Source organism: Catalinimonas locisalis, from assembly GCF_038039535.1.
In the GTDB taxonomy this organism is placed as follows: Bacteria; Bacteroidota; Bacteroidia; order Cytophagales; family Cyclobacteriaceae; genus Catalinimonas.
Map to the genome: position 1 here is coordinate 92647 of NZ_JBBPHP010000014.1, position 12714 is coordinate 105360.

Consider the following 12714-nt stretch of genomic DNA (forward strand, 5'->3'; position numbering starts at 1 on the left):
TTATTAATGATTATGAACCTGCGTAACCAGGGTTCTGTTGAAATTCACCTTGAGTATTGGCGTCAATTACATGTTGAGGAATAGGCCATAATCTGTTATGATCCTGAATCGTATTCCCCGATGAAACTCCTCCTTCAGTATCAGGAGCGGAGTTATACTTTCTCACCCTGTCTACCAGTCTATCCATACGGATCAAAGTCCTTAGCCTTGGTTCCTCTACCAGAAGTTCTCTCGCCCTTTCGTCCAGTATGAAATCTTCCGTTACATTCGCCGGGTTGATTAATACAGCATTGGCGCGTTCTCTAATAACATTCAGATCATCGGCAGCAGCACTCAAATTACCTTTTCTAAAGTAAGCTTCTGCTCTCAATAGGTAGGTTTCAGCTAACCTCATTCTGACAATGTCTTTTGAAGTTCTTCCTCCTGCGACATTGTCTTCAAATGGCTCTCCATCTATCTTTCTTATCCAGGGGTAGTATTGGCGTAATGTATCCAATTCTATATCGGTTAATGTCACCCCGTCATTTTCTACAATATATAATTTTCCATCAGCACCATGTGCTGTTCTAATGGGTTGCCTAAAGTATTCCGGATCTGCCGGGTTATTGTAGTAAAATGTTCTCCTGATATTATATTCAGAATTCCTCATATCACTCCAGTCCAGGGACCACATATCATATTTAACGAAGTTGGTAGGCGAATTCACGCCAATACCTCTTACCAATGAATCTGCCGCACTATTCCCAAAACCATTAGGGGAGACTATCTTATCATATTCAGGAGCCCAGTATCGTGGCCAGTTATTTCCGTTTCCACCACCAATCGTAAAAGATTCCATTTGCCAGGCAAAGATTACTTCTTTATTACCCGAAGATCTGTTGACCTGTCCCCAGGAATGTAGGTCTGAAAAAACATCACCAGGTTCACCGCTTGCCGGCCCGAATCTGCTAGTCATGATCTCATAGTCTCCAACTTGTTTGTCAATCACCATACTAGCAGCCTCAATGGCATCATCATAATAGGAATTATTTCCGGTTTCAAGACCTAGCGAAATATAAACTTCGCTTAATAGATGGTAAGCAGCTGCTTTGGAGACCCTGCCATCTTCTACTTCAATGGGTAAAAGTTGAGTAGCCTGCTCTAAATCATCGGCAATAAACCTTAACACTTCTTCCCGGTTGGACCTGGAAAAATCAAATTTTGGTTCTATTAACCGTGTATCTACAATGGGAACCCCTCCATAAATGTTAACCAGGAAGTTGTACGTGTAGCCCCGGAAAAACAAGGCCTGACCTTTGATATTATCCTTTGCACTTGGATCAAAATCAACATTATCAATGTCGTCCAGGATAAGGTTAGTACGAACAATCATTTGCTCGTAAGCCCAATCCCAATAAATTCGTGCTGCATCATAGTTTGAATTGAGAAGGGTATAATCCTTCAAGCCCCGGCTATCATATCTGCCCCATCGGGCCAGATCGGTTCCCACAGTCATATACTCAAAGTTGCCGGATGCAACAAGATGTTCTTCTCTGGCAGCATCGTATAAACTGACCACAACTGCCTCATATCCTGCTTCATTTTCCAGTACATTTTCTGGGCTAAATTGATCCTTTGGCACCTCATCCAAATACGATTCATCACAGGATACCAGCAGACCCATAACAAAAACTGAAGTCAACAATAATTTTATATTATTCATGATATACTTAGATTAAAATTGAACATTTAGGCCTACAGTATAAGTCTTCATTAATGGTCCGTTGTTACCAGGGCTGATTCCTCCGGCACCATGTTCGGGATCCCAACCTATCCAGTCGGTCCAGGTAAACAGGTTTTTACCACTTAGGTAGATCTTAAGTCCGCTGATACTGACCTTTTCCACAATTGCCTGAGGAAAAGTGTATCCAAGAGATACATCCTGAAGTCTTACATAACTTCTGTTCTGATAAAAGCCCCATGCCAGTGGGTTGCCATAATTGATGATAGGCCAGTCATTGATAGCGTTTTCAGGAGTCCAATACGGGATATCGTAAACATTTGCCTCATAATAGAAATTCCTTCCCAGATTCAAAGCTTGATTAGAGCTGTAACCACCCTTTCTCCAATTGAAAACTGTCATCAAACTAAATCCTTTGTAGCTGAAAGTGTTGGTTAAGCCTAGGATAAAGTCTGGCTGATCCGAGTGCAATACCTGCCTGTCGTCAGGCGTGATTACACCATCTTCATTCACATCTTTAAACTTAATATGACCAGCTTGTGAGCCCGGTAAAGCAGAAAAGTCATCTCCTTCCTGATATATGCCATCAAAAACATAATCATAATTAGCCCCAAGCGGATAACCTATAAACCATTCATTGGCTATGTCATCATCTTCTATTCCATCTTCATCAATATCATTTCCGGTAAGTTTAACAATTTTATTTCTGTTTAGTGTAAAGGCTGCTCCGGTATTCCATTGAAAATCCCCTAAGTTCAGATTGACAGAAGAAAGACTAATTTCTATTCCTTTATTTTCTGTCTCTCCCACATTTCTTAAGAATTGGTCATAACCATTGGTATTGGGGATTTGCTGCTGGAGGAGCAGGTCTGTGGTATGACTCACATAATAGTTAACAGAGCCGCTTAATCTGGAATTCAGAACACCGAAATCAACGCCAAAGTTAGTGCTGGTAGTGGTTTCCCAACCTAAATTGGGGTTAGCAAAAGAAGTTGGATACAATCCAACAGCCGTGTTTCCTGCGTCACCAAAGACATAGTTCGTTGAAACAATTTCACTCAAGGAAGAATATCTGTCTACACCTCTGTTACCATTTTTACCCCAGGAAAGTCTTAGTTTCAGGTTATCCAGAAACTGAACATCAGATAAGAAGCTTTCCTCTATCATATTCCAGCTTAATCCGACAGCGGGAAAGAGTCCATATTTTCTACCTTCTCCAAACGCTGAGTATCCGTCTCTTCTTAAACTCACATCAAGTATATAGCGACTTTTGTATCGGTAACCGAGTCTTCCCATGGCAGATAGTTGGGTGCTTTCGCCTGCTGCGGTGGCAATATTGAAGTTTTCGCCTATTTCCAAGGCATTCCACCCCAGGGCATCATTGAAAATATTCTGGCTTGATAAGAAAGAAGTTTCATCATTAGTCTCATAAAACCCATACATGAGCGTGGCGTTTACCTGATGATCATCAGTTATGAATCGGGAATACTGCAAAATATTCTCCAAGGTTAGGTTATGAGACTCAAAATGCTCCTTACTGCCTGAGCCAAGGTTAAAGAACTCTTCTCTATCATAGGAAGGCCTGTAAATATATTCATGATCATTTCTTTGCGTATACCCTACATTAAGTTTGTAGGTAAGTCCCTCAAGCAGGGTGACTTCAGCAAATGAATTGACAAAAAGGGTAGCTGATTTATCTTCTCTGTTATTCCATATGGTAGAAAACATTGGGTTAGCAACCAGGCCAACATCTTGTGGTTGCTTCCTCGGTACACCATCATCATAATATAAACTTGCCCAGGGACTTAACCAGCTGGCAGCACCAAGGTCAGCCCTGTTTCCTGAGTTGTCACGAGATGAATAACCAGAGTTTAATCCTATATTCAACCATTCTGTAGCGGCTACATTGAGATTAACCCTGCCTGCAAGACGACTAAAATTATCACCAGCAACAGGAGATTTAGAGTTGATATAGGAACCAGAAACATAGTAACTTACAAACTCAGTTCTGCCAGAAACACTTAATTCGCCATTATATACAGGTGCCTCCTGCCTGATTTCTTCAAATGGCTCAATGCTTCTTCCGGCATCTATGTTTGCTTGCTCTGTGGCAGAAAAGGGTATTGGTCCATTATCAGCAGCTTCTGCATCTTTACGAAAATCCAGAAATTCCTGGGCATTCAAAAAATCAGGAACCTGGGCATAATCAGAAAACCCGTAATATGTATTTAATGATAAACGTGGTTTACCGTACGCTCCTTTTTTGGTGGTAATCTCTATTACTCCGTTTGCAGCGAGTGAACCATAAATGGCAGTAGAACTTGCATCTTTCAAGACATGAATGGATTCTATATCTCCCGGATTAATATCGGAAAGTCGTCCTCCTGCATAGATCACCCCATCCAATACGATCAAGGGTTGATTACTTGCTGAAATAGAGTTTCTGCCACGTATCTGGATAGAAGCATCAGAACCAGGCCGCCCATTGTCAGTAACCACTACTCCTGCAACCGTTCCTCTCAAAGACTGAACGGCATTTGCATTGGGAATATCTCTGGAGTTTTCAATATCAACTGAAGCAATAGCTCCGGTTAAATCTTCTTTTTTAGCTGTTCCATATCCTACTACCACTATTTCTTCCAAACTCTGTACATCTTCAGCCATTGCTACATCAATGCTGGTTCTTCCATTTACTGGTACCTCCTGTGTAGTGTATCCAATGGAAGAAAACACCAAAATATCATCATTATTAGGTACATTGAGATTATAATTCCCATCAATATCAGTAATGGTTCCTATGTTGCTTCCTTTCACCATAACATTGACTCCTGGCAGGCCTTCTCCTTCTACCTGAGAGGTTACGGTTCCAGAGACGGTAATGGCTGCCACTTCTTCAGTAACGGTGGCTGGCTCTCCCTTTGGTAATTTTTTGACATTGATATTAGTATTCACTCGTTTAAAACCGAGTTTTGTATGTCTGGAAATATCAATGAGTATGTCGTAGAGAGGGGTATTTGAATAATTATTATTTAATGTAATACCCTTATCTATATCTTTACTGTTGTAGACAAAGTTAAATTCAGTGAGTTGTTCTATTTTATTAAATATGGTAAGCAGATCAGCATTTTCCAACTCCAGACTAAGGTGGATTTCCTTTGTGCTGGCAGGTTCCTGGGCGTTGCTTGGCGTAATGGCCAGCAGAAGATTACCCAAGCTTATTTGTATGAGTATGCCATAAAATGAAGACATAAGTATCCTGGTAAAGACCTTTTTCATATCTTTAGGTTGTTTTAGTAGATTATCATGAACGAAGCTTTTTTCTCTGGCAAAAACCTTGATTGACAACTTGCCATTTTGCCTACTTCATGGTTTTATTCAAGAGAAAGAAGTATTTAGCAGCCCTGATTAGGGGATGCCGTGTGGTGGACTTCCAGTCAGGGACTTCCAGTCAGGGACTTCCAGTCGGGGCTGCTTTTGTTAGCCTGTATCAGTGTATTTCATTAGATTTAGGTTTAAGTATTAGTAGGATATTTGATTAAGACACGATTTTCTTTGATTTCAAACTCAAATCCCATAGTATAACTTAGAGAAGTAAGCACACTCTTAAGTGATTGGTTGTTAAATTTAGCAGTCACACTCCAGGCAGTAGCACTTTTTCCTTCTATTTCAATTTGTACTCCATACCACCTTTCCAGTGTTTTAATTACAGCTTCCTGATCTTTATTCTCCAGATGAATTATTCCTTCTTTCCAGGCAAGCACTTTATCAGTATCAAAAGGTGCTTTAGATAAACTTTGGTTTTCTTTATCGTAGCCCAATTGCTCTCCAGGTACCAGATAATATACTTCCGGTTTTTGGTTTTCCGTAGTTTGCTGGTAATCCACTTTTACTTTGCCACTCGTTAATGATACATGTATGTGCTGATCATTTGGATAAGCAGCAATGTTAAAACTCGTACCCAGGGCTGTAGTAGTGATTACATCACTTACTACCTGAAATGGTCGTAAGGAATCTTTCACTACTTCAAAAAAAGCTTCTCCTTGTAAAGTTACTCTCCTTCTTTCAGGATGAAATGGTTTGGTAAAACTCAGCTTACTTCCGGCATTCAGCACTACCTTGGTACCATCAGATAAAAAGACTGTCAGCTTTTGTCCTTTAGGATTTTCCTTTATTACTTCCTCATAAACTATTTCGGGCTCCTGCTCTTGATGTTGTATGTCATCATAAAATACATACAGCATACCCAGTAAAAATACAACTGAGGCTGCAATCTTAACCCATAATGACCTGTATCCCGTTTTTTTGCGTTTTTTAGTCTCAAGCTTTTGCCGGGTCATTGCATAAGCACTGATGGGAACAGTCTTTTCTTTCTCTGCTGGCTTTTGTTCGCTTTCTTCCCACAAATCTATACCTTCTTCTATGGCCTTAGAGATGGATGCCATTTGCTGCTCACTGAGGCTATTTTGCTGCACAGGTATTTGTCTGAGCAATTCAATGGCTTGCTTTACCGTTTCTGCTTTTTGCGGGTGCTCATCTAACCACTGAGTCCAGAAAGCACGAGCGTCTTGATCAGGATTTAACACCCATTTTCTGAATCTTTGATCCAGGACAAAATCTTCTACACTATATTGTTTATAATCCATTCCGGGACTCTTTACTACCAAGAGTCAGAAATGCAGAATAGTTATCCATTATTTCTTAAAAAATTTTTAATTTTTTTTCTTCATCTTTCAAAGTGCTGGAAAGAAGGTGTTTTTTTCTTGGCAAGAAAAGGTGAATTTTTGAGCATAAAATGCAGGTTAACTATACTGTATGGAGGGTGAGTAGGACTACCGTATGAGAAGACTAAATAGAAAAGCGATAATCAGGCAGCTCAACTCTTTACGAAGTACAGAGAGGGCTTTCCAGGCCAGAGTATAGACCGAACGTAAGTTGATGCTCATAATTTCTGCCACCTCTTCGTAAGAAAACTTCTCATAAAATAAGAGGTTGATCACTTCTCTCTGGCGTTTGGATAAGGCCAGGAAGGCCTTTTGTAATTTCTTTTTAGTATCTGCCAGGGTTTGACTCTCTATGATTTTATTTTCAAGCGGAAGAACCACCAGAGCATTAGCATACTCACTTTCCATGTCTTTCACTACATACCTGTTCCGGCTTATATCTTTGACGATCTTATTTCTCAAAGAGCGATATAGATAATGTTTAATATTCTTTATTCCAGATAAACGCTCTTTATACTTCCATAGATCTATAAAAAGCTCCTGGATCTGGTCAGTTACTACAGCCTCATTAGAAATAATCTTATACCCATAGTTATATAGGTCGTTCAAATGCCTGCTATAAAGTTTTTGGTAGGCAGCTCTGTCACCACACCTGACTTCTTCCCATAGACTCTCATCTGTAGCTGAGGTATCTTCATTGGGGAGCCCATTAAAGTTATAACTCATAGATCATAGATAGTTCTGGCTGGGTGTAAAAAGCTGATTATGATGATATTATTAAAAATAAGTTTATTCTACAACTTTGTTAATATTATTTCTCATAAAAAAACCGAATATACAGTTTAATTTTATGATTTTCATAATGCCTCGCTATTTAACTATTCTATTATCAATATAGTGTGTCATATTTCTACTTCAATCAACACCATCATTTTCATAGTATCAGTAGCTATTTATTATTGCCAGTAGAAGAGAGCGCTGCTTTGTTTGTAGATATAGATCTCTTGAAAAGGCAAAACAGAAACAGGTGGACAGTCCTCTACAAGCCAAAAGGGGCAGCAGGATCTAACAAATGAATTATTTGGCCCCTATTAAAGAAAAATAATGATTGCAAGGTAGTCCATGTTTGGTACTGAAGAAACCAACAAAGCTTTGTAAAAAGACGCCATTAACCAGGAGTCTAGCCTACTAAATTTGCTATCTTCATGTTTAACAGTGAATTATCAGGGCCTACTCTAACTTCTTCAGTTACTATTTGGGTGCAGGTACTTCTTGCTCAATCATATCACCTTTCAGAAAAGTATCTTCATAATAGGTCATATATTCCTGAAGGTTTTCTAAATATTCTTCCATGCCCAGGAGCTGTTCATCATAAATAAGGTAAGTCATATCAGGGCGCCGATTAGCAAAATGGTAAGCCCGATCTTGCCTATAGAAATAAGCTTTGTCTGCTGTGGACATCCCTTTGGGTAAACGCGTTTTTTCCCAGGTATCTACTAATTCGGAAAAAACTTTTTTCCTGCGCTCCAAGCTTTTTTCTACAATTTTTGCAGCATTTTCTAAATTTTTATAAGCAGCTTCGTGACTCAGAAAGCGCTGCTTATGAGCTTGGGTAATAGCATTTTCCAGATGGGATAAGTCCAGATAGGTATGGGCAGTGTGTCTGATCAGTTTGGCAATGGAGGCAAATACTTCAAAATCATAAGCATTTTTGATGCCTCTCTTCATGTTTTCCTGACAGATCAATATGGCCATGTCCATTTTTTCGGCCATTTCTTTTGACTTCTCTACTCGCTCTGCATATTCCTGATTCCAGTAAGGATCATACTCAAGGGCATCACCCCGTGGCAAGTCAGGCAAATGTGTTTTACCTACATTAGCATGATGCCATATCTTCCGCTCAAAGCTTTCCATGTAGTAAAAAGCTCCTTCGTTTAGCAGCATGAAAAGTTCTTCCACATCCTTTACGGCATTACCGTAATAGTTGAGGAAAAATTTTTCTTCAAACTCTTCTAACCCAGGATTATCAGCACTCCATGCATATTCAGCGGAGGTAGCGAAGCTCAACATCCAAACCTGATTGTGCAAACCCGCATCATCCCATGAGGTGTTGATCATACCATCAAACAAGCCAGACCCAATATTAGAGGTTAAAAAATTATAGGAGTTTTCCAGACTGCCCATGATCTTTTTGTCTCTGTTTTTGCGAAAATAATACGGAAGAAATAGCTGCTCAATTCCAGGATTAGGATCGTAAGCATATATTGAATACCCCAGCGCTTTGGCCTCTTTGGCATATTGGAAATCTGGAGTTTCATAATCATAGCTTTCAGTAAGGATTACATCTTTCTGGGGAGCAATTCCTTTGGCTGGTGAATTACTCATTTCCCAGCCCATTGGCCTCTCCCAAACCATAACTTCACGGCCAGTTTTTTGCAAATGTTTGGCTGCTCTATTCACAAAAAGATGATATATACCACTGTTGCCAATTTCTTTTGCTTTTTCCTGGCATTCAGGGCCCATGCCCAGTTCAAAGGTTTCATCAGAGCCAATGTGAATGTATTGTGACCCAGGAGTGGCTTCAATAGCATCTTCCCAGAGATCAAAAAGCAGTTCATAGGTGCCATCTTTGAGAGGGCAAAACTCCCAGTTGGAGGCTGGTATTTCTCTTAGATGAGCATACTGAGGCCATTTGAGGATAAAACTCACGTGACCAAGCCCCTGTACCAGGGGTACGATCTGGACATGATATTGCCGTGCATACCTGGTAAGCTCCTGCATTTCTTCCATAGTAAATGCACCGGGTGCACCTATTTCAGGATGGCTAGGGTAGGCAAACTTATCTTCCCATTCCCATACCAACATATTGATTTTATATCTTGCCAGGTCACGAATAAAGCTTTTTACATATTCCTTTTTGTCCTGATGGTGCTTGGTATCATAATGTGCTGCTCTTTGTGGTGTATCCGGCCAGTCTTTGATTTTCATGCCTTTTACATAGGTAGCCGAAGCATTTTTTTGAATCAATTGCAGTAAAGTCTGAACGCCGTAAAACAGCCCTGCTTCTTCCCGAGCACGAATGCTAATTTGTTGGCGATTGGCAGTTAGATGATAGCCTTCTTCTCCCATATCCTTGGGAGCACTTTTTCTTGTCAGGATAATAGCATTTGTTTGAGCTGATGAGGTGACACTTGTTTCTATATTGTAATCTTGTTTTAAGGTGTTGGAAAGCTCATGTGCTGCAAACTTATCTTCTTCAGTAGCATTCGGGTCTATTACTATACTGACATTATTGTTGAGCATAAAATCAGTACCTTCCAAACTAACTTCCTGAGGGTAGGGGATCAGATGAATACCTATCTCTGAAAGCGGTGTTGGCTTATCTTGTGCAAAAACATTTTGTGATAAGATCATCACTAAAAACAATGCTACTATCCATTGTAGCTGTAAGGTGTAAATGAACCTGATCAAGCTTATAGAATTGATAACGTTTGTACAGTCTTTTGCCATTAAGATATTTCTCATCTTGTATTCTGTAAGTAGTTTAGATCTGAATTTGTATAGAATTAGGTTGTCCCTAATCTCATTTTAGCTCTTTGATAAATAAGTTCGCAAACTGAAAAGTATTTCCTTCAGCATGATCATCCTGCAAAGCAATTGGCCCTTCATCAGGCACTCCCGGTAGCAATGCGTCCCGGATCACTAGTTGATCGTTTAGTTCCACACTTACTCTATTACCCTTTATGCGGATGATAAACCTGTTCCATTCCCCTGGGGGGTGGTCTGCTTTAACTTTCGGTACCACAGCGGCTCGCACATCGGGCGAAAGTTTTTGATCTACCCGGTACCCATAGATTTCTCCGGAACCAATATTTCGGATGCCTATGTTGACCTGACTTTTAGAGCTTCCTCTCAAATAAATGCCAGTGTCACCGGCATAAGCAACCGGAGCCTGTTTTTCACTGCCATCGTCTAAGGTGTCATTTTCTCCAGAAGGTAGTACTACAGGCAGCATGGTCATTTCTGGTTCTCTAGTCAAACGTACATCAGCTATAAGCTCAAAGTCCTGGTAGGATTTGCGCGACCAGAGACTTTTATCTTGCTCTTCGCTTTTGCCATCGTAATCCAGCTTCCAGTCCTGCGCTGTCCAATGCCCTTCATGACCTGGCTTCATTTCCCATTGCGATAAATCCACTCCATTGTAAAGGGATACAAAGCCCTGGTCCAGGGTGGCAATTTCGTGTGGCTCAGGACGCGTTGAAGGTAACTCTTTGATTCTGATGTTACGGAAATGCACCTCAGAACCTTCAGACTCCAAGCATATATAGCCTTTCCTGGGGTTGCTTTGAAAACCACCGGATACCACCTTTCCATTGACCGCAAGGCTTATGCGCCCATCACGGCTCTCAACACGGTAATGGTTCCATTCACCAGCTGGCTTTGCCCGTTCTTCGGTGGGTAAGGAACGCATCCAGCCCTGGGGATGAGGGCGATCCGGCTTCATTGTCGCTCCATGAATGGCAAATACGTCTCCATGATTACCATCCATTACCTGACATTCAATAGAGCGGGTAAAGGGTTGACCGGGTGCAGGTAGGGCATCGCTGTGAATGAATACGCCTGCATTGCCATTTTCTTCTGTATGTCGCCATTCCAACTCAAGGATGAAGTTTTCATACTGCCGGGTAGTTCTTAAAATTCCGCTAGGGATACCCGAACATACAATCATTTGGTCCTTCACCCGCCAGGTAGTAGGAGCCCCGTTTACATTGGTCCACCCACTGAGATCATACCCATTAAATAAGTTCTGAAAACCATCTTCCTGCTGGCAGGAACATAACAAAATACTTAACAGAAGGATAGGGACATATTTTATATTCATCCTACATTACTTTAGTCTGCCCGGGAATAGGGATAGGGTAACGACCATCTGGTCCGGGAAGTACAGGGGGATCTGCATCCCAGGCAAATTTTTCAGGGAGCAGACTCAACTCAGAGTTAAGAGCATCATCCCATTGTATCATCTGACCTGAATGGGCGGCCATTCGTCCCATAATGGTCATCATACTGCTTTTGGCCGCCCATTCTGTATCATTAATGGGTGTTTCCCTGCGGATAGCTGCAAAGAATTCGTCATGCTCCTGCTGATAAGGATTAACTTCTTTGAGTCCTCTGGTTCTCCAAAGTGATTTTCCTTTCATATCCACTAGTCCCTTCTTCACATCTCCTGAGCCTTTGGTACCCTGAAAAAATGATCCTCCCTGATTGTAAGTGCCATCAATGGTACGTATCTGACTATGCAGTTTACTACCATCCGCATATTCATATTCAATATAAAAGTGATCAAAGATGTCTCCTTTCTCTGGTCCCTGATATACTGCACGACCACCCATGCCTTGTGCTTTGATGGGGTAGGCCTCTTTTACCCAGTTGACTACATCAGTATTGTGGATTTGTAAGCCAGCTGGTGAGCCTGCCCAAAGCCAGCAGAAATAGCGCCAGTTGCGCATCTGGTACTCCATTTCGGTTTGCCCAGCCTGACGGGCTAGCAAAGTGACATGTCCTATCATATAGGAGCAGGTAGAAGAAACGATTTCACCGATGGCTCCATCTTTCAAACGGCTTACAAATTCCTGGTAAACGGGGTCATAACGGTTCTGTAAACCTACTACTACACTCAGGTTTTTCTTTTTAGCTTCCTTTCCAGCCGCCAATATCTTGCGTATGCCCGGTGCATCTGAAGCCAATGGCTTTTCCATAAACACATGCTTACCGGCCTTGATAGCTTCTTCAAAATGCAGGGGACGAAAGGAAGGAGGAGTAGCCAGAAGTACTACATCTGCAAGAGCAATGGCATTTTTGTAAGCCTCAAAACCCACAAATTTATGCTCCTCCGGCACCTCTACTTTCTCTTTTACATTGCCAACCTTTTTAAGGTTGTTGTAAGTCTCATCCAGGCGATCTCGGAAAGCATCAGCCATGGCCACCAGTTTTACATTTTCATCGGCACTCAGTGCCTGCACAGCAGCGCCTGCTCCACGTTTGCCACATCCGATAAGGGCTACCTTAAGCGTATCATTGCCCGCCACAAAAGCGCTAGCCTCTACCGGTAGCTGGTAAAGTAATGTGCTACCCAAAGCTACCGAAGAGGTCTTCATAAAATGACGACGGCTGGAAGTATAGTTTTTAGATATATCTTTCATAATGAGCTTGCTTTATAGGTTGGTCATGATGCCATAGTTTCTATCTTTATTGCTGAATTTTCAATCCGTA

7 protein-coding genes are annotated in these 12714 nt (G+C 41.3%); all 7 read right to left on the minus strand.

The annotated features are described in order from the left end of the window. Positions 1–10 precede the first annotated feature (10 nt). The 7 genes from WJR50_RS17795 to WJR50_RS17825 all read right to left on the minus strand — a co-directional run bounded on the left by WJR50_RS17795 (position 11) and on the right by WJR50_RS17825 (position 12644). On the minus strand, positions 11–1702 hold the full coding sequence (locus tag WJR50_RS17795; RefSeq protein ID WP_341294656.1) for a RagB/SusD family nutrient uptake outer membrane protein: 1692 nt from the start codon (positions 1700–1702) through the stop codon (positions 11–13). A gap of 12 nt (positions 1703–1714) precedes the next feature. Further along, positions 1715–4996 (minus strand): SusC/RagA family TonB-linked outer membrane protein, encoded by a 3282-nt coding sequence (locus tag WJR50_RS17800; RefSeq protein WP_341294657.1) that lies wholly within the window; start codon positions 4994–4996, stop codon positions 1715–1717. A 236-nt stretch (positions 4997–5232) separates the two neighbouring features. Beyond that, positions 5233–6363, minus strand: a complete 1131-nt coding sequence (locus WJR50_RS17805; protein WP_341294658.1) for a FecR family protein — start codon at positions 6361–6363, stop codon at positions 5233–5235. 186 nt (positions 6364–6549) lie between these two features. Beyond that, the gene (locus tag WJR50_RS17810; protein WP_341294659.1) at positions 6550–7167 is read right to left on the minus strand and encodes an RNA polymerase sigma factor; all 618 of its coding nucleotides are present in this window, start codon (positions 7165–7167) and stop codon (positions 6550–6552) included. A gap of 525 nt (positions 7168–7692) precedes the next feature. Then, positions 7693–9966, minus strand: coding sequence for a beta-N-acetylhexosaminidase (locus tag WJR50_RS17815; RefSeq protein WP_341294660.1), 2274 nt, complete (start codon positions 9964–9966; stop codon positions 7693–7695). Positions 9967–10024: 58 nt separating this feature from the next. After that, positions 10025–11323, minus strand: a complete 1299-nt coding sequence (locus WJR50_RS17820; protein WP_341294661.1) for a 3-keto-disaccharide hydrolase — start codon at positions 11321–11323, stop codon at positions 10025–10027. Position 11324: 1 nt separating this feature from the next. Then, positions 11325–12644 carry a Gfo/Idh/MocA family protein gene (locus WJR50_RS17825; protein ID WP_341294662.1) on the minus strand — a complete coding sequence of 440 codons (1320 nt, stop codon included), beginning with the start codon at positions 12642–12644 and terminating at the stop codon, positions 11325–11327. Between the last annotated feature and the right edge of the window lie 70 nt (positions 12645–12714).

What these genes read in the sequence shown, in the direction of transcription:
- WJR50_RS17795 (WP_341294656.1), bottom strand. Translation starts at nt 1,702, where the DNA reads ATGAATAATATAAAATTATTGTTGACTTCAGTTTTTGTTATGGGTCTG.
- WJR50_RS17800 (WP_341294657.1), bottom strand. Translation starts at nt 4,996, where the DNA reads ATGAAAAAGGTCTTTACCAGGATACTTATGTCTTCATTTTATGGCATA.
- WJR50_RS17820 (WP_341294661.1), bottom strand. Translation starts at nt 11,323, where the DNA reads ATGAATATAAAATATGTCCCTATCCTTCTGTTAAGTATTTTGTTATGT.
- WJR50_RS17810 (WP_341294659.1), bottom strand. Translation starts at nt 7,167, where the DNA reads ATGAGTTATAACTTTAATGGGCTCCCCAATGAAGATACCTCAGCTACA.
- WJR50_RS17815 (WP_341294660.1), bottom strand. Translation starts at nt 9,966, where the DNA reads ATGAGAAATATCTTAATGGCAAAAGACTGTACAAACGTTATCAATTCT.
- WJR50_RS17805 (WP_341294658.1), bottom strand. Translation starts at nt 6,363, where the DNA reads ATGGATTATAAACAATATAGTGTAGAAGATTTTGTCCTGGATCAAAGA.
- WJR50_RS17825 (WP_341294662.1), bottom strand. Translation starts at nt 12,644, where the DNA reads ATGAAAGATATATCTAAAAACTATACTTCCAGCCGTCGTCATTTTATG.